Source organism: Peribacillus sp. NPDC097295, from assembly GCF_044761665.1.
GTDB lineage: Bacteria > Bacillota > Bacilli > Bacillales > DSM-1321 > Peribacillus.
The window spans coordinates 429,347-447,022 of record NZ_JBIWCW010000002.1; the positions used below are offsets into that span (position 1 = coordinate 429,347).

The 17,676-nt window shown below is 41.5% G+C and carries 21 protein-coding genes and 2 riboswitches; of the genes, 10 read left to right on the plus strand and 11 right to left on the minus strand.

What is annotated here, in order from left to right; all coding sequences use genetic code 11:
- Positions 1–18 precede the first annotated feature (18 nt).
- The 4 genes from ACIQXN_RS05245 to ACIQXN_RS05260 form a co-directional block, all read right to left on the minus strand.
- On the minus strand, positions 19–639 hold the full coding sequence (locus ACIQXN_RS05245; RefSeq protein ID WP_402962668.1) for an RraA family protein: 621 nt from the start codon (positions 637–639) through the stop codon (positions 19–21).
- A 165-nt stretch (positions 640–804) separates the two neighbouring features.
- On the minus strand, positions 805–1,485 hold the full coding sequence (locus ACIQXN_RS05250) for an ABC transporter ATP-binding protein (RefSeq protein ID WP_402962673.1): 681 nt from the start codon (positions 1,483–1,485) through the stop codon (positions 805–807).
- On the minus strand, positions 1,485–2,606 hold the full coding sequence (locus ACIQXN_RS05255; protein ID WP_402962676.1) for an ABC transporter permease: 1,122 nt from the start codon (positions 2,604–2,606) through the stop codon (positions 1,485–1,487). Before ACIQXN_RS05255 ends, ACIQXN_RS05250 begins: the two co-directional genes overlap by 1 nt.
- A gap of 185 nt (positions 2,607–2,791) precedes the next feature.
- A complete protein-coding gene (locus ACIQXN_RS05260; RefSeq protein WP_402962680.1) occupies positions 2,792–3,331 on the minus strand; it encodes a PadR family transcriptional regulator in 540 nt (179 codons plus the stop codon).
- A gap of 273 nt (positions 3,332–3,604) precedes the next feature.
- On the opposite strand from ACIQXN_RS05260, the gene ACIQXN_RS05265 reads away from it, so the two are divergent.
- The 4 genes from ACIQXN_RS05265 (at position 3,605) to ACIQXN_RS05280 (ending at position 6,873) form a co-directional block, all read left to right on the plus strand.
- Positions 3,605–3,934, plus strand: a complete 330-nt coding sequence (locus ACIQXN_RS05265; RefSeq protein WP_402962684.1) for a DUF948 domain-containing protein — start codon at positions 3,605–3,607, stop codon at positions 3,932–3,934.
- A gap of 44 nt (positions 3,935–3,978) precedes the next feature.
- Positions 3,979–4,075: riboswitch (guanidine-I (ykkC/yxkD leader) on the plus strand.
- Positions 4,076–4,121: 46 nt separating this feature from the next.
- Positions 4,122–4,442 (plus strand): quaternary ammonium compound efflux SMR transporter SugE, encoded by a 321-nt coding sequence (gene sugE, locus ACIQXN_RS05270; protein ID WP_402963350.1) that lies wholly within the window; start codon positions 4,122–4,124, stop codon positions 4,440–4,442.
- A 53-nt stretch (positions 4,443–4,495) separates the two neighbouring features.
- Positions 4,496–5,035 (plus strand): YhcN/YlaJ family sporulation lipoprotein, encoded by a 540-nt coding sequence (locus ACIQXN_RS05275; RefSeq protein ID WP_402962688.1) that lies wholly within the window; start codon positions 4,496–4,498, stop codon positions 5,033–5,035.
- 155 nt (positions 5,036–5,190) lie between these two features.
- Positions 5,191–6,873: a glycoside hydrolase family 13 protein gene (locus ACIQXN_RS05280; protein ID WP_402962692.1), complete on the plus strand. Its 1,683-nt coding sequence runs from the start codon at positions 5,191–5,193 to the stop codon at positions 6,871–6,873.
- Positions 6,874–6,926: 53 nt separating this feature from the next.
- Here ACIQXN_RS05280 and ACIQXN_RS05285 read toward each other — a convergent pair whose 3' ends face one another.
- From ACIQXN_RS05285 to ACIQXN_RS05300, 4 genes are all read right to left on the minus strand, one after another.
- Entirely contained in the window at positions 6,927–8,378 is a 1,452-nt protein-coding gene (locus ACIQXN_RS05285; RefSeq protein ID WP_402962696.1) for an amino acid permease, read from the minus strand.
- 96 nt (positions 8,379–8,474) lie between these two features.
- Positions 8,475–8,657, minus strand: a riboswitch (Lysine riboswitch).
- A gap of 227 nt (positions 8,658–8,884) precedes the next feature.
- Positions 8,885–9,847 carry a LacI family DNA-binding transcriptional regulator gene (locus ACIQXN_RS05290; protein WP_402962699.1) on the minus strand — a complete coding sequence of 321 codons (963 nt, stop codon included), beginning with the start codon at positions 9,845–9,847 and terminating at the stop codon, positions 8,885–8,887.
- A gap of 248 nt (positions 9,848–10,095) precedes the next feature.
- Complete coding sequence (locus ACIQXN_RS05295; protein ID WP_402962703.1) at positions 10,096–10,395, minus strand: hypothetical protein; 300 nt, start codon at positions 10,393–10,395, stop codon at positions 10,096–10,098.
- Positions 10,395–10,595, minus strand: a complete 201-nt coding sequence (locus ACIQXN_RS05300; protein WP_402962708.1) for a helix-turn-helix transcriptional regulator — start codon at positions 10,593–10,595, stop codon at positions 10,395–10,397. Before ACIQXN_RS05300 ends, ACIQXN_RS05295 begins: the two co-directional genes overlap by 1 nt.
- Before the next feature lie 306 nt (positions 10,596–10,901).
- Here ACIQXN_RS05300 and ACIQXN_RS05305 point away from each other — a divergent pair, with 306 nt between their 5' ends.
- The 5 genes from ACIQXN_RS05305 to rodA all read left to right on the plus strand — a co-directional run bounded on the left by ACIQXN_RS05305 (position 10,902) and on the right by rodA (position 15,715).
- Positions 10,902–11,825: a metal ABC transporter solute-binding protein, Zn/Mn family gene (locus ACIQXN_RS05305; RefSeq protein WP_402962711.1), complete on the plus strand. Its 924-nt coding sequence runs from the start codon at positions 10,902–10,904 to the stop codon at positions 11,823–11,825.
- 12 nt (positions 11,826–11,837) lie between these two features.
- On the plus strand, positions 11,838–12,590 hold the full coding sequence (locus tag ACIQXN_RS05310) for a metal ABC transporter ATP-binding protein (protein ID WP_402962714.1): 753 nt from the start codon (positions 11,838–11,840) through the stop codon (positions 12,588–12,590).
- A gap of 10 nt (positions 12,591–12,600) precedes the next feature.
- Positions 12,601–13,524 (plus strand): metal ABC transporter permease, encoded by a 924-nt coding sequence (locus ACIQXN_RS05315; protein ID WP_402962716.1) that lies wholly within the window; start codon positions 12,601–12,603, stop codon positions 13,522–13,524.
- Complete coding sequence (locus ACIQXN_RS05320; RefSeq protein ID WP_402962719.1) at positions 13,521–14,402, plus strand: metal ABC transporter permease; 882 nt, start codon at positions 13,521–13,523, stop codon at positions 14,400–14,402. The genes ACIQXN_RS05315 and ACIQXN_RS05320 overlap by 4 nt, the downstream gene beginning before the upstream one ends.
- 143 nt (positions 14,403–14,545) lie before the next feature.
- Complete coding sequence (gene rodA / locus ACIQXN_RS05325) at positions 14,546–15,715, plus strand: rod shape-determining protein RodA (protein ID WP_402962723.1); 1,170 nt, start codon at positions 14,546–14,548, stop codon at positions 15,713–15,715.
- A gap of 42 nt (positions 15,716–15,757) precedes the next feature.
- On the opposite strand, the gene ACIQXN_RS05330 is transcribed toward rodA, so the two are convergent.
- Positions 15,758–16,093, minus strand: a complete 336-nt coding sequence (locus tag ACIQXN_RS05330; protein ID WP_402962725.1) for a spore coat protein — start codon at positions 16,091–16,093, stop codon at positions 15,758–15,760.
- 13 nt (positions 16,094–16,106) lie between these two features.
- Complete coding sequence (locus ACIQXN_RS05335) at positions 16,107–16,388, minus strand: hypothetical protein (RefSeq protein ID WP_402962727.1); 282 nt, start codon at positions 16,386–16,388, stop codon at positions 16,107–16,109.
- 132 nt (positions 16,389–16,520) lie between these two features.
- Here ACIQXN_RS05335 and ACIQXN_RS05340 point away from each other — a divergent pair, with 132 nt between their 5' ends.
- A complete protein-coding gene (locus ACIQXN_RS05340; RefSeq protein WP_402962730.1) occupies positions 16,521–17,438 on the plus strand; it encodes a proline dehydrogenase family protein in 918 nt (305 codons plus the stop codon).
- A 47-nt stretch (positions 17,439–17,485) separates the two neighbouring features.
- Here ACIQXN_RS05340 and ACIQXN_RS05345 read toward each other — a convergent pair whose 3' ends face one another.
- Positions 17,486–17,617 carry a YuzL family protein gene (locus ACIQXN_RS05345; protein WP_402962732.1) on the minus strand — a complete coding sequence of 44 codons (132 nt, stop codon included), beginning with the start codon at positions 17,615–17,617 and terminating at the stop codon, positions 17,486–17,488.
- Positions 17,618–17,676: the final 59 nt, after the last annotated feature.

Sequence of the window (17,676 nt, forward strand, 5' to 3'; positions counted from 1 at the left end):
TTTTTTTATAAAGGATTGTTAAGATTTAGATGTCATCATTTCAATGTACTTTAGAATAGCTTCCGGGTTTCCGGCATATTTTTGAGCACGTTGTTCATCTTTCAGTAATTTATCTTTTGCCTTTTCTATGATTTCTTCACATCTCGACTGTGGGATGACCACCACTCCATCGGCATCTCCGGTAATCAAGTCACCAGGGTTTACAGTGACTCCACCACAGGAAATAGGCAGATTTATTTTTCCCAGTCCCGCTTTACCACTTGAGGCAACAGTGGTGCCTCTACTGAATACAGGGAAATTGAGTTCTTTAACAGCCTCAAGATCACGTATCACACCATCTACGACGAGTGCGCCAATGTTCATCGTCTTCATCATGCCAATCACGAAATCACCTGCGATGGCCCGGTATGTATCCCCTTTGCTATCGACCACCAATATATCCCCCGGATGGGCCACACTGATTGCTTTTAAGACAGCTGAGTTATCTCCAACAGGTAATTGTACGGTTAAAGCACGTCCGGCAAACCTGAATTCCTCCCTTAATGGTTTAATGTCTGAATCTAGGTTATTCATTCCCTCCATTGCATCTGAAATGGCTGTGGTAGGAATCCCTTTAAACTGATTAATTAAATGATCCATGCCTTCATCTCCCTATAAATTTTGAATGAACATACCTAATTATACACATTATCATAATTTTCGGACAATTTAATTTCGTCCGTTCATTATATAGGATTCATGCCAGGTACCCAGGATATGTCCAATAGTAAAGCCCATCCCCTGTAATAAGGATGGGCTTTACTATTAGTTGGATACGAGTGATAATTGTCCGTCTTCCATATGGTACACTTTATCGCAATATTGAAGCATGCGTTCATCATGGGTTACCATGATAGCAGCTTTGTTGCGTGATTTGACTTCTTTTGCAATAAGTTGGACGACTTCATGTCCGCGTTTGGAATCAAGGCTTGCTGTTGGTTCATCAGCAAGGATGATATTGGGCTGGTTCATGAAGGCTCTAGCGATGGCTGTCCGTTGGCGTTCACCGCCTGATAACTCGTTTGGGAACTTACCGACTTTACTTCCTAGTCCTAAATCGGTAAGTAAGTTATTAGCAAATGCTTTATCTTCTTTTGTAATCTTACCTGCCATTTTTTTTACGACAAGTAATTGGTCTAGCACCGTTAAATACGGTACAAGGTTCGACGTTTGTAAAATGAAGCCGATATCGTTCAGTCGGACATTGGCCAGTTCTTTCGCATTGAGGTCACCTAGCTCCTTACCATTTAGGCTGACTGTGCCTGCAGAAGCTTGAAGGAGAGCTCCTGCGATGGAAAGGAAGGTACTTTTACCAGAACCGGATGGGCCAATGACGGCCACGAATTCACCTTGTTCGACGGACAAAGAAACATCTTGAAGGGCCGCAATCTTATGGCCACCTTCTTCATAATATTTTGTTACATGTTCAAGTTTTAATCCAGTCATTATTCTGCCCTCCCAATAGCTTGCAATGGATCGATTTTCGTGATTTTACGAACTGAAATCCCTGCACTTACAACGGATATGATAAGTAAGATTATGCTGTAGATGATCACTAACTTCGTATCCAGTTCAAATGGCATGCCTGCTGGGAAGATAAGCGCCGTACCATATGTTAAAAGTATACCTACGATGATACTGATAAGGGATAATAGGAACACTTGGGAAACGATCGCTTTGCCAAGGAACCCATTGCTTGCTCCCATCGCTTTCATGATACCGAATTGGTTGGTTTTTTGCAGCGTTAGTACATAGAAGAATACACCTAAGACGAAAGCTGAAATCGCAAGAAGGAAGACAAGCATCATCATTATTGTCCCATTTTCTTCAACGTAACCTGGCATCCCTTGAACTGCTTCGGATTTTGTAACGATATCATATCCCGTGAATTCTTTATTTATTGCTTCGAGATCGATATCCTTGCCTTGAAGCATAATGGCGTTAACAGGTTCATTGACTCCGTTATCGGAACCAGGGGCGGCATAGTGAATGCTCCGCCATTTATCGAATGTTGTAAACACAGATGTAACATGATTGTATGTTTGATTTTCTGTAAAACCAACAATCGTAACTTTCTCAGTCGTTCCTTCAATTTCGAGGGTATCGCCAAGCTTAAAGCCTGCTTCCTTGAATGAATCATTTACGACCACACCATCTGGACGATCTTTAGATAAAGCATGTCCCTCGATGACTTCTGGCTCTAAAAAGCTACCGGGATTTACCGCTAGAAAAGCAATATCCGTTTTTTCTTCAATGGCCTTTGTATTTCCTTTTAATACAGTTGCCATTGCATGTCCCATAGGAGAAACAGTTTTGACTTCGGGGAATTCCTTTAACGCATCGGCAAGATCTCCACTAAACATGGAACGTGTCATCGAATTTCGCGATCCTTCTTCGAAGACTACATAATCGGCTTCCATATTCTTGAACGATGCAGCACTTAATGTCGAAAGGCCATTGCCGAGCCCTGAAAGGATAAAGACTAGCCACGATATGAGCACTAAAATGATACCTATCATCATGAAACGTAATTTTCCGTGCTTGAGTTCCTTTATAGCAAGATACATAGTGACACCTCTTTTATTATTAAAATTATGATTAATCAGTTCTGACTAATCATTCTAAAGTATAGTACTGGCCAATTTAATAGTCAAATAGAATTTCTGACGTTCATTTAAGGTTGGTATGTAGAATACGAAAAAAATCCCGCCGAGTAGGAAATTGCACGCTACTTGGCGGGGATTGAACTGTATTATATATTGTTGTCTAGTTCTTTCAACTGGTCAGTAAGGGTCATTACGGTTTTCTGGATAAATTCAGTTTCTGCTTCAAGCATGGCAATCTTATGAGCAACGGCAAAATCGACTCCGTGCCCTGAACCATGTACGGGAGTTTTTTTAAACAGACTAATTAGCTTTGAATTTTCGGCCAGTTTGTTTTCAAGAGCTGGGATGACTTTTTCCAATGGCAGGTGGTCAATGAACATCAGGCCGATATCTCCAGTAAATTTCACACTTTCTGCAGTGGAAAGGTTTTGAATGAGCAATTCGTAAAAATACTGTTTTCCCTTTTCGTTAATGGAATACACTTTACGAGGTGGTCTGTTGCCTTCTTGTTCCGTATGTACCTCAATGTAGCCTTGTTTACTTAATTTATCGAGTGTCGCATAGGCGGTTGGCTTTTTCATATCTGTAATGGTGCTTAGGTTTCTTTCTATGAACTCATTGATTTGGTAGCCATGTTGACTCTGGGCCATAAGTAATCCAAGTAAAATGAGTGATCGAGTATCCATAATGGGCCCCTTTCCGATGATATCCTCCCCTAATAGTAGCATGTTTTACAATAAATCTATAGCGAGAGTGGACAGATATAAGTGACGAATCTTCTGGTGTCTAACAGGAGAAAGGATTCCCAGGTGAATGATCAGATAAACAATGGGCATATCAGGTCTTAAAAGAGGTTTGCCAGCCATGTTTCAGCTTATGGGAATATTGGAAGGCCACTGTTTTCTAACCCGTATATTGGGTATAGTAAAGGAAAGAAGAGAAGAAGGAGGAAACGATACGTGATCATTGTATATATAAGTCTTGCCCTCTTTATTGGATCCATCATTTATTTAGCTTTTTTCGCTTTCAAGACATTTAAGGATTCTAAACCGACCATTGATAATGTAACGGAAACCGTCACTCGCATTCAAGCGAAAACGGAGCAGATTAAAACGGAAACAGATCAACTCGCGGAAACTCAGCAGGATATCACAGAAGATGTTCAATATAAAAAAGAAGCGGTTCAATATACGGTGGACGCTGCTAAGCAAACCCCTGAACCATTTAAAAATATCTGGCATACCATTAAAGGGGAAAAAAGAACCTTTATAAGCAGACGAAATGGGTAAGGAAGGTTTGACTCCTTTTTAAGAGTAATGCTATAGTACAAGTAATAAAAAGTCTCTAGGGTTCCGCGGTCCATGACCGGTCTGGTCCGAGAGAGACGCGCAGTAACGTTGCGTACACGGAGGGATAAAAGCCCGGGAGGTTATGTTTGTGACCTTTCGGGCTTTTTCTGTATTTGGAGGGGAAATGATGGCTTGGATTCAACTGGTTATTGCAGGGTTATTTGAAGTGGTTTGGGCAACAAGTTTGAAGTATACGGAAGGTTTCACGAAATTAGTTCCTTCTGTGATTACGATTGTGGGCATGATCATTAGTTTTTATTTTCTATCTTCGGCTATCAAGACTCTGCCGATGGGGACAGCGTATGCAATCTGGACAGGAATAGGAGCAGTCGGCGCAGTATTGGTGGGAATCATCGCCTTTAACGAACCAAAAGATGCGATGCGCCTAGTTTTCGTTGGGTGTATTGTAGTGGGGATACTAGGGTTGAAAATCACCTCCTCTGAATAAACGATTCACTCTTCGCAAATAGTAAAGAGAAACCATTTGTGAGGAGTGAAAAGATGAAAAAATACAAAGCAGTGATATCAAGTGCGATGATTGCTTTATTCATTACAGGCTGTTCAGCCAATGAAAATGAAGGAGCAAATGAAAACCTTGGGTTGAATCGAACCAATCAAGATAGAGATTTAAGTGAAAGTGGTTATAATCCAACGAGAAATGTAAATGACAGAACAAATATCAATCAAATCAATAATCCTGATCAGGATACAAACAATCAATTCATGGTCCACGAGGATCTGGCTAGACATATTGAAGACTTGAAAGAAGTAAAGAGAGCTAGTGTAATCGTGACCGATCATCATGCATATGTTGGTGCTGTACTTGAAAAAGGAAAGCTTAAAACGGATGTAAAAAATAAAATTGCCAATGTCATAAGAAATGCGGATGCATCCATTGAAGGCGTCCGTGTATCGACGAACCCAGAATTTGTCGAGAAGATGGATCGTTATGTAAAGGATGTTAAAAAGGGAAAACCGGTTGAAGGATTCACGGATGAATTTAAGGATCTCGTGAACAGGGTTTTTCCGTCTCAACGCTGATAAGCTCAAGACTTACCCCGTCTATTTACAACAAAATAGATGGGGTAAGTTTTTTTGAATGAAAGTATGTTTTTTGTAATAATCTGAAGTTTCACTCTTTATAATAGAAAGGTTGTTGTATAATTATGTAAAACCTAAGTAGGGGAGTGGATGACATGGATAAAACTTGGTGGAAAGAGGCGGTCGTGTATCAGGTGTACCCTAGAAGCTTCATGGATAGTGATGGAGACGGGATAGGTGACTTGAAAGGAATTTTAGTAAAGCTTGATTATTTACAGACGCTTGGTGTGGATGTGATTTGGCTTTCACCTATATATCAATCCCCAAATGATGATAATGGATATGACGTCAGTGACTATCAGTCAATTATGAAAGAGTTTGGTACGATGGAAGATTTTGATCGGTTATTAAGCGCCATCCATGAACGGGGAATGAAAATCATGATGGACCTGGTTATCAATCATACATCAGATGAACATCCTTGGTTCATGGCTTCCCGTTCTTCCGTTGATGATCCGAAGAGAGATTACTATATTTGGAGACCAGGAAAGGACGGAAAGGAACCGAACAACTGGGAATCCGTCTTCAAAGGCTCTGCCTGGAAATATGATGAAGTGACGGACGAGTATTATCTACATCTGTTCAGTAAAAAACAACCGGATTTAAATTGGGAAAATCCAGATCTGCGAGAAGAAATCTATAGCATGATGAAGTGGTGGCTCGATAAAGGGATAGATGGTTTCCGGATGGATGTCATTAATTTCCTTTCGAAGGATCAGAGATATTTGGACGGTGTTGTTGCGGATGGGAAACAGTATGGCGATGGAAGCCCTTATTTCATGAATGGGCCTCGTATCCATGAATTTTTACAAGAAATCAACCAGCGTGTTCTGTCACATTATGATTTGATCACGGTAGGTGAAATGCCGGGTGTCAATCCTGAAGAGGCATTATTGTACACAGGGAAAGATCGGAATGAACTACATATGGTCTTTCAATTCGAGCACATGGATTTGGGAGCAGGACCGGAAGGGAAATGGAATAACTCAAAATGGGAACTGAGTGATTTAAAGCGGATACTTTCTAAGTGGCAATACGGGCTGGAAGATGGGGGATGGAACAGCCTATATTGGAATAACCATGACCAGCCAAGGGTCGTATCCAGGTTCGGGGACGATGGAGCATATCGGGTCGAAAGTGCAAAAATGCTTGCGGCCTGCCTACATATGCTAAAAGGAACCCCTTATATTTATCAAGGTGAAGAAATGGGCATGACGAATATAAAATTTGAAAGCCTTGAAGACTACCGGGATATTGAAACCTTGAATTCCCATGAAGATTTGGTTAATAATTACGGGTGGTCGGAAGAAAGGATGATGGCTGCCATTCATGCTCGCAGTCGGGATAATGCAAGGACACCCGTACAGTGGAACGACAGCCGGAATGCTGGCTTTACAACGGGAACTCCGTGGATCGGGGTGAATGCAAACTATCCGGAAATCAATGCAGTGAAGGCCTATAATGATCAGGAATCCATTTTTCAATTTTATAAAAAGCTCATTGAGCTACGTAAACAACATGATGTTATCGTGTATGGGCACTATGATTTGCTTTGTCCTGATGATGAACAAATATTTGCCTATACGAGAACGCTTGGTGAGGAAAAGCTTCTTGTACTATGCAACTTCAAAGGATATGATGGGCAATTTAACTTACCGGAAGAATTAGATCCACAATCGGCCACTTTATTAATCAGCAATTATAAACAGGACATGGACAAAGGGATTTCCTCCGAACCCTTACGGGCATTTGAATGCCGTGTCTATCATCTGAAATAAGAAAAGGACCTGATTTCTCTTCCTAAGAGAATGTCAGGTCCTTTCTATAATGTTTATTTTACTTTTAGGTCGCATTCCTTAAGTGGAATGATTTTGGATTTATGTTTAATTTTATAACCGAACCATATCACAAAGAATAAAAGAAGCCCAATATAGGAAACGAACATCGAGTTCCAATCAATTCCGTCGGTGCTGAAGGCTTGATAGCCTTGTCCCAGTATAATGAAGAGGCAAAGGACAAGGGCAAGAATCGGTCCAAACGGAAACAGTCTTGATCGGTATGGCAGGTCTTTTATATCAAGTCCTTGTGCCACATAAGCTTTACGGAATCGATAGTGAGCGATGGCAATTCCGACCCATGTGACGAAACCGGCCATTCCTGAAGCGTTCAGTAACCAAATATAAACGACGCCGTCACCGAAAAAGGAAGCCAAGAAAGCAAGACAGCCAACTAGGGAAGTCACGATAAGGGCATTCACAGGGACGCCTCTTTTATCAAGCTTGCCAAGGAATTTTGGTGCTTTTCCATCACGTGCTAAATCCCATAGCATACGGGTTGATGCATACATACCTGAGTTCCCGGCTGAAAGGACGGAAGATAGGATGACAGCATTCATGACAGCCGCGGCAAAAGCAAGGCCTGCACGTTCAAATACTAGTGTAAATGGACTGACTGCAACATCTTCACTCAACAAGCGAGCATCCGTGAATGGAATGACCATCCCTATGACAAAGATTGCAAGGATATAGAAAAGGATGATGCGCCAAAAAACGGATTTAATCGCTCTAGGGATGTTCTTTTCCGGATTTTCGCTTTCCCCGGCTGTCACTCCAAGCAATTCCGTTCCCTGGAAGGAAAAGCCGGCTGCCATGAAGACTCCTAGAATGGTGAAGAATCCTCCATTAAATGGACCCTCTCCCATGGTGAAATTAGAAAAGCCAATCGGATCTTTTCCACCCATGATGCCAAAAATGATTAAAAACCCAGTAATTAAGAAAATAATAACAGTCACGATTTTAATCATAGCGAACCAGTATTCGGCTTCGCCAAATCCCTTAACAGACATATAGTTAATGAGGAACATGATGATTAAAGCAATGGCACTCCAAATAAAAGAAGGAGTGTCGGGAAACCAGAATTTCATGATCAGGACAACGGCCGCAAGTTCTGCCGCTATTGTGATGGCCCAGTTATACCAATAATTCCATCCAATCGCAAAACCGAAAGAAGGATCGACGAATTTAGATGCATAGACACGGAATGAACCGGCAACCGGCATATACGCAGCCATTTCGGCAAGACTGGTCATTAAAAAGAAAACCATCATGCCGATTACTGCATAAGCTACCAAGGCTCCCCCGGGACCAGCTGTATGAATGGCACCTCCGCTTGCTAAAAAGAGCCCGGTACCTATTGTTCCACCCAGGGAAATCATCATGAGGTGCCTACCTTTCAGGCTCCTTTTCAGTTCACTGGGGTTTGATTTTTTTTGTGGATTTTCCAATTGATGTTACACTCCTTTTTCTGGAAGGGAACGAAATAAAAAAAAACAGCAGTCGAAAAAGATCGACGGCTGTTTATAATAAACCCGTTTAATCCTTCCGAAGATAGCTCCCCACGTTTTATAAAAACGTGACAGTGATGTTCCTTTTCGAAAACATCGCCAGCCTAGAAATACAAGGAATATTTCTAAACTTCGGCAACTTATCCTTTCAAACGGAGTCGTCAACTTTCCTGAATCTCGTCCGTTTTACTTTTATAAGCCGCAGCCTCTAACTCATCGGTAAATGAGGAAGTATTCAATTATTAAATATGCGAATTTCCAGTGCCGTCTTAAAAATAATCGTCAATGAATGAAATTTGCTATATTAAAATTATAAAATATTCCTCTAGAGAGCGCAATGTTTATTTTTCAAGTATCTTTTTCCCTAATTTGATAAGAATCAAACCCCTTAGAATATTCTCCTGGTTAATATATGTATATAATGAGATTTCTGATATTTCTAATTGTTATACACTTCTACGTTTAACGAGACTGAAGCCGAGCTTTACATGCTTGATCATTTGGGGTTCTTCGAAAAGGTCAACTGCCATTCTCCCAATCGATTCAAGGGGCAGGGATATGGTCGTGATACCGAGCATCTCACTGATCGTATCGTTATTGAAACCGAGGATGGCGACATCTTCAGGTACCTTCACTCCCGACTTTTGGGCGGTAATAATAAATCCTGCAGCCGTATCATCGTTAGTTATGATGATGGCATCCGGCTTATCGTGCATGGAAGCCCACTCCCGAAAGATTTTTTCTCCGTCCTTAATGTAGTAACTGCCTTCAAACAGCCATTCATCTTTACTTGTAAGTTGGTACTTTGTCAAAGTATCTTGGAACGCCTTTGTCCGGAGGGAACTATTTCTGCTTTTTCTTCGCCCGAGACTGTATCCTATTCTTTTATACCCTTTGGTTACCAAGTATTCGAGGGCCGAGGAAAAGGCGGCATAATGGTCGATGCTGATAGAGGAAAACTCAGATGGCATGGTATCTTCACATAAGATAATCGGACCGTAGTCCCGATATTGCAAGAGAACTTTCATTTCTGATATTCTCGAACAGACGATGATGCCGTCGAGCTGCTTCATTTGTAACATTTTCAATGCTTGGATTTCTTTCTCTCTTTCATATTGTGTTTGAAAGATAACGATATGATACCCAAGGTAATTGGCCTGTTTGTTAATGCCCTGAATGATTGCTCCATAGTAGGGGTGGTTGGTGTATGGAATGATGACGCCGATCAGATGAGTCTTGCCCTTTGAAAGATGGACGGCATTGATATTTCTTGTATAGTTTAATTGTTGGATGGCCTCTAGCACACACTTCCTCTTTTCCTCACTTACATAAGGATGGTTATTCATTACGCGAGATACGGTCGTAATCGACACACCTGCATATTCAGCAATTTTTTTTATATTCGTCATTCAATCACCATTTTTCCTTTTTTACAATGTAATCTATGAAACCCATTTCATAGCAAGAGAAGGGAAAAAGTGTAGAGAAAATTCCTTCTTATAAGGTCTTGTTCTGGTATGGGTTTCATCCTTTAAGATGAATAAAAGTCTTAGGGGAGGGGAGAACATGTTAACTACTTTATTTTATTTGATCATGCTTTGTGCGATCGAGTTGGGATTAGCTTATCTTGCTGTACAATCACAATCAAAAAAATGATTTAAAGCTTTGCTTCGTAATAAAAAACGGAGATTGCCCAGGAGCCAAGATGAAGAAGTAATAGAATACCTAGAATGGGGGCAACAGAGAGTTTCACCCCAAAAAGGAGTAAGAAGAAAAAGACATATAACCCGAAAAGGGTGTAAAACCAGCTGGTTGCCCGTGCCTTAGTCCGGATGAGGGTAAACCGTTCATCCAATCCCCGTTGTTTGGCAGCGGCACGGCGTCCTCCCCATAATCCAGCCAGCCCTCCGGTAATTCCAAGGATAATACCTAAAAAAGCCCACCAATTAAAATCCATTACATTTCCTCCTCGAAAAGAAATATATCCTCAATAGTCATATCGAACACTTTTGCCAGTTTGTAAGCAAGCTTGATGGATGGGTCGAATCTTCCTGTTTCTATAGAAATGATTGTCTGTCGGGAAACGCCTGTAAGTTCGGACAGCTTTTCTTGTGTGATATGGTGAGATTTGCGCAATTCCCGTAAGTTATTTTTCAAATTTTTTACTCCTTTCTAGAAAATGTAAAGCTAACTATACGTAAAGTATACTTTACAAAACTTAAAATGTTAATAGTTTACTGTATTTTTATATAAAGTTTTTTTGGGAGTTATCTGACACCGAAGTGGACAAGCCAAAAATTTATAAAAGTTGCACTTTTTACGAATAAATGTGTATAGTATAAAATAAGTTGCAGTAAGGAAACTTTTTAGTGATTAGGAAAAAAGTTAGAAGAAAATTTTTTTATCTAGGTTTTGCCCTTGGTAAACATTTTTATATATGGCTAAAAAAACGGAGGGATATTAATGGGGCTTTTAAAACCGGTGGGAATCTTGCTTGCGGCAGTGCTCATTTTAACAGGCTGTGGCAATGAATCGTCCGAGCGAAATCAAGATAATGGTAAGTTAAATGTCGTCGCAACAACGGGGATGATCGGAGATTTGGTCGAGAATATTGGCGGTGAACATGTAGAGGTCACTAGTTTAATGGGACCGGGAGTCGATCCTCATCTATATAAGGCAACACAAGGGGATGTGAAAATACTCGACTCGGCTGACATGATTTTTTATAACGGCGTGCACCTTGAAGGGAAAATGACGGATATCTTTGAAATGATGAGCAAAGAGAAACCGACAATTGCGGTGACGCAGGATTTCAAGGAGGGGCAGCTTCATAAAGTTAGTGCATCTGAGCATGACCCCCATGTCTGGTTTGATGTGAAGCTGTGGATGGTGGCAGCGGAAACAGTAAAGGAAGAGTTGATCGCCAATGATTCAGACCATGAAGCCAGTTATCTAGAAAACTATGAAGCGTATGTCCAGCAGTTAAAGGAACTTGATCAGTATGTCCATGACCAAATCAATAAAATCCCAGAAAACCAGCGTGTCCTCGTCACGGCGCATGATGCTTTCGGGTATTACGGCAAGTCCTACGGGTTGGATGTAAAAGGGCTGCAGGGAATTAATACGCTTTCGGAATATGGCTCGAAGGATGTAACGGATATGAGGAATTACCTTGTGAAAAATGAAATTAAAGCCATATTCATGGAGTCAAGCGTGCCAAAAAAGGCAATCGAAGCGGTAATCCAGGGAGCAAAAAAGCAAGGTCATACTGTGAAAGTCGGCGGTGAGCTATTCTCGGATGCAATGGGGGAAAAAGGTACGGAAGAAGGAACATATATCGGTATGGTCAGTCATAATACTGATACGATCGTGAACGCTTTGAAATGAGGAGGATACAGGATGAATTACGCGTTGAAGGTTGAAAATCTAACGATAGCTTATCATAAAAAACCAGTGGTTGAAGATGTTACATTCGAGGTGCCGGAAGGAAACTTGATTGGTATCATCGGTCCAAACGGGGCGGGGAAATCCACTTTGATTAAAGGCATTCTTGAACTGGTCCCTAGGCTTGCTGGAAAGGTGACGATTAATGGTGCTTCTTATAAATCGATGAGGAAGAGTATCGGGTATGTACCACAGCGGGAGTCAGTGGATTGGGATTTCCCGACAAATGCGCTTGATGTCGTGATGATGGGTAGGTATGGGCATCTTGGCTGGTTGAAGCGTCCTGGTAAAAATGAAAGACTGAAGGCAATGGAGTGCCTGGAGAAGGTGGGGATGGCTGAATATGCTAATCGCCAGATCAGCCAGCTTTCCGGCGGACAGCAGCAACGAATCTTCTTGGCCCGCGCTTTAGCACAAGAGGCGGACATCTATTTCATGGATGAACCATTTGTGGGTGTTGATGCTGCGACTGAGAAAGCAATCATCCAGTTGTTGACGGAGCTGAAAGAAAAAGGGAAGACGGTTCTGGTTGTGCATCACGACTTGTCGACTGTTAAGGAATATTTCGATTGGACGATGTTATTAAATAAAAAAGTGATGAAAATCGGACCAACAGAAGAGGTATTCATTCCTGCATATTTACAGGAGACATATGGGGGACGATTGGCGATTTTATCAGATGCAGAGACGGGTCTGCTATTAAAATGAGGTGTTCAGAATGAACGTATCGGATATTATAGCCGATCCCAATACAAGATGGATATTGCTTGGCACCATGTTCCTTGGATTAAGCAGCGGAGTCATCGGAAGTTTTGCATACTTAAGAAAACAGTCGTTAATGGGTGACACGCTCGCACATGCGGCCTTGCCTGGGATTTGCGTAGCGTTCCTGTTAACAGGGGTGAAGTCCACTTCGTTCTTTCTGATTGGAGCGGCTGTCGCCGGCTTAGTGGCGGTTTTTTTAATCAGCATACTGACGGGATACAGCAAAATTAAACAGGATGCGGCACTTGGCATTGTGTTAACTTCTTTCTTTGGAATTGGCATTGTGCTGCTAACCCAGATCCAGCAAAGTGAATATGGAAACCAGAGTGGATTGGATACTTTTCTATTCGGACAAACGGCGTCGATGGTCATGTCCGATGTGTATATGATGATGACCGTTTCGTTTATTCTCATTGTCACTTGTACGTTATTTTTCAAGGAATTTAAACTATTGTCCTTCGATCCCGGATTTGCTAAGGGAATGGGGTTGCCGGTTGTTTTCCTCGACTATTTCATCATGATGCTGATTGTGGCGGCAGTTGTAATCGGCATTCAAGCTGTAGGTGTAGTATTGATGGCGTCCTTGTTGATCACGCCAGCGGTTTCTGCCAGGTATTGGACAGAGCGCCTGCATATCATGGTCATCCTTTCTGGCATATTCGGGATGCTGAGTGGCGTTTCCGGGACACTGATCAGTACATCGGTCAATAATCTGCCAACAGGCCCATTGATTGTTTTGTCGGCAACGGCCTGGTTTTTCTTTTCCATGCTTTTTGCTCCTAAACGCGGAGTGATTTCCTCAGTATGGAGAAGGTTCTCGGCGAAAAAGAAATATTCACTTGAACAGGATAAAAAGAAAGGAAGCCATCCATCATGAACGATTTCTGGATTATCTTAGTCGGGGCACTTGTAGCTAGCTCCTGTAGTGTGCTGGGATGTTTTTTAATAGTAAGAAAAATGACCTTGATTGGCGATGCAATCAGTCACTCAATTTTACCCGGTATCGTAGTGGCCTTTTTAATAACGGGTTCCCGTGATTCCGTCCCAATGCTAATTGGTGCAGCAGCGCTCGGGTTACTTACAGTGTTCTTGATTCAGCTTTTTCAATCGTCCGGAGTTCAGTCCGACGCAGCGATAGGGATCGTATTTACTTCTCTATTCGCTGTGGGAATCGTCTTGGTAAGTTTGTTTACGCAGCAAATTGATTTCGACCTTGATCATGTCTTGTACGGAGAGATTGCTTATTCTCCATGGAATACCATATCCATTGGTGGAGTAGAGGCGGGGCCAAAGGCCATCTGGATTGTAGGCTCTTGTTTCCTACTTAACCTTCTATTACTTTTCCTTTTCTTCAAGCAGCTTAAGCTAGTCTCTTTTGATCCCTCTCTTGCTGCGGCGATGGGGATACCCGTTTTATTCTTTCACTATTTACTGATGGGACTTGTATCGTTGACGACCGTTGCTTCTTTTGACAGCGTCGGTTCGATTTTGGTAGTGGGGATGCTCATTATTCCAGCCGCGACGGCCTACTTACTTTCAGAACGGTTAAGTCGGATGATTTTGGTCAGCATTGGGGTTGGGATATTGAGTTCGGTCATCGGGTATTATTCGGCAACCTTTCTTGATGCCTCCATTTCAGGATGCATGGTCGGTGCGGCGGCTTTCTTGTTCGGTTCAGCTTTCCTTTTTTCACCGAGCAACGGTGTAGTCACGAGGCTTTTGAAACGGAGTAGGGCAAGGGAAAAACATTTATAGCACCTTTCACTTAGAGGCTGCATGATTTCTCATCATGCAGCCTCTAAACTATCCTTCGATATAGTTGTGATTTTATTTGTTTAAAGTATAATGAGTAAGTGTAATTTAAAGAAGCAGGAACCTTGTTAAAGGGAGAGTTAGTTATGGAAGAACAAAATAAATTTTCATCGCGAATAGATTTTTCTTTGGTCACGATATTGCTGTTGTTATGTATTGGTAGCTGTTTGGCGATATATAGTGCTCAGACTACTGGACAATACGAAGAAAATTTCCTAATAAAACAAATTTTTTGGTATACGGTTGGAGTAGGGATTGTTCTGGGTATCATCACATTGGATTCAGATCAGTTGAAAAAGATATCCTGGTATGCCTATGGATTCGGATTATTGCTATTATTATTATTGCTAATTATGCCAGATTCCATTGCTCCCGTTCGTAATGGTGCGAAAAGTTGGTTCATCATCAAACCACTTGGTTCCATTCAGCCCTCGGAATTCATGAAAGTTTTTCTTATTTTGGCTTTAGCGAATGTCATTTCAAATCATCATCTTAAAAATACGTTAAAAACGATTCAAACGGACCTATGGCTCCTCGTGAAAATAGGTCTTGTTACAGGCGCACCGTTACTGTTAATCATGCAACAGCCGGATTTAGGTACATCGCTTGTCATACTGTCGATCATGATCGGAATGATCTTTATATCTGGAATATCATGGAAAATATTGCTTCCTATTGTATCTGTAGGAATGGTCGCCATCTCCACAATTATGTATTTCGTACTATGGCATCCGGAATTGCTTGAAAAAATAGGTGTGAAAACATATCAGTTCGGCCGTATTTACTCTTGGTTGGATCCTTATAATTACGCGAGCTCCGAAGGGTACCATTTGACGAAGTCCTTGCTAGCCATAGGATCGGGTCAGACCACCGGTAAGGGTATAGGGTCAAGGGAAGTGTATTTACCGGAAAGTCATTCGGATTTCATCTTCAGTATCATCGGGGAAGAATTCGGATTCATCGGATCAAGTATCATCATCTCGTTATTCTTCCTACTGGTGTACCATATTACAAAAACAGGAATGGATACACGAAATAACTTTTATACATATATTTGCGTTGGTATCATCAGCATGTTGACATTTCATGTTTTCCAAAATATCGGAATGACGGTCGGGATATTACCGATTACGGGGATTCCCCTTCCATTTATCAGTTATGGAGGAAGTTCGCTCATGGGGAATATGATGGCCATGGGCTTAATATTCAGCATACGCTATCACTATAAAAAGTATATGTTTTCGACGGATATATAAAATGAAGCCGGCCCACTCTATTGTGGCCGGCTATTTTTATCTTTACTGAATATTGGAGCCATATGGTAGTTGATTTTTATACCCAGAGAATTGTTGATAGGATTGACTTAAGCTATCTGTTTGCGCTTTTTCCAAGCTGTACCAGCCTTTTTCGAACATGAGATTATAAAGTTCCCGTTGCATTTCCTGGTTTTCTTTTGAAACTGAGAAGATGTCTTGAAATAGAGCTTGATTGCTCAATTCATGAAGTGCAACTGAAAAAGAGTTACAGAAATACTTCTCTGTTGCCAGCATATCATTTAAAAAGTCGCGATCATTCATCTCTGGCGTCTTAGCGATCGGTGTTTCAGGATTTTGGACTTTGTTTTGATTGGGCATCGAGATACCTCCTTTACTGGAATTGTTGTTGTTGATTTTGCTGTTGGTTTGGATCTAAATGGGACAAAATCGTGTCGTAATGGCGTTGGTGCATTTGTCCGCAACGAGTTAATGCATTAATAACTTGAGGATCTGTACATTGGGCCGCGAAAAAATGTGCTTTTTTAATCGCGATCAAATTCCAGGAAAGCATATCGGTAAGGTATAAACTGTCTTTTACGGATACCATGTCCGGTGGTTGTTTCATAAAACCGGTAGTTTGTTGCTGACTGTTGATTGAATTTTGTTGTTCCATCACTCTACCTCCTCATATGGCCTGATCGAGATTAATTTCCCCATTTTTAATTTTTATATTCGATTAGGGTAAATGTCCGAATATAAATTACAAGGCAACTGTTTTTCCAAACAAAGAGTTGGAGGGAAGGCCGTGGAACGAATTTTGAGGGACTTTTTTCTTTTTCTATCAAAGAACGAACACCTGACAAAGGCTGCGAGGAGATATGGTTTGCGTTTTGGGGCAGCCCGCTTTGTAGCTGGAGAATCTTTGGAGATGGCTGCGGCAATCATTTCCGAGTTAAACCGGAAAGGACTATCTGTGACCATCGATCATTTGGGGGAATTCATAGATAATCAGCACGAAGCAGAAGAAAGGGCTAACCAATGTCTCGAAGCGATTCGAATCATCTCGAACAATCAACTCGACTCTCAGGTATCCTTGAAACTGACTTCGATGGGCTTGGATATTTCAGAACAGGTTGTCATGAAAAATATGAGAAAGATTTTAGAGGAGGCCAAAGCGAAGCAAGTATTCGTAACGCTGGATATGGAAGATTTTCCGCGCTGTCAGCCGACATTGGAAGTGTTCAAAAAACTGAAAGCTGAATATAATGATATTGGAACGGTTATACAAGCGTATCTCCATCGGACGGAGAAAGATATCGAAGAATTGAATGCATGGCATCCAAACCTCCGACTGGTTAAAGGCGCCTATAAAGAACCACGAGAGATAGCTTTTCCAGAGAAAAGCGAAGTGGATGCAAACTTTAAGAAAATCATAAAAAAGCATATGCTGAATGGGAACTATACAGCTGTCGCCACCCATGATGATAAAATCATTGACTACACGAAAAATCTCGTCATGAAGCATGGAATTCCTACGGATCGATTTGAATTTCAAATGTTATATGGCATCCGAAACGATAAGCAGCTAGATTTGGTAGAAGAGGGCTACAAAGTTAGGGTGTATGTCCCATATGGAACGGATTGGTATGGTTACTTTATGCGCCGTCTAGCAGAGAGGCCTGCCAATGTTGCTTTCGTCTTAAAGGGGCTATTGAAAAAATAGCAAGCGAGAGCCGCCCCGGATAAGGGACGGCTACTCCACTTAAGATTCTATTTTTTAAACTGATTGTTCTGGCTGTTCACCTTATTCTTTCCATTGGTTCGCTCACCGCCAGGGCCGGCATTTCCTTTCACGCTTGCGGCGCTTACGGCTCCTTTAGACGGATTGTTTTTATGCTTCATGAGTATACGTCACCTCCTGTTCGTTATTTTCTTCCAAACAATGAAAACTAACCAGGAGT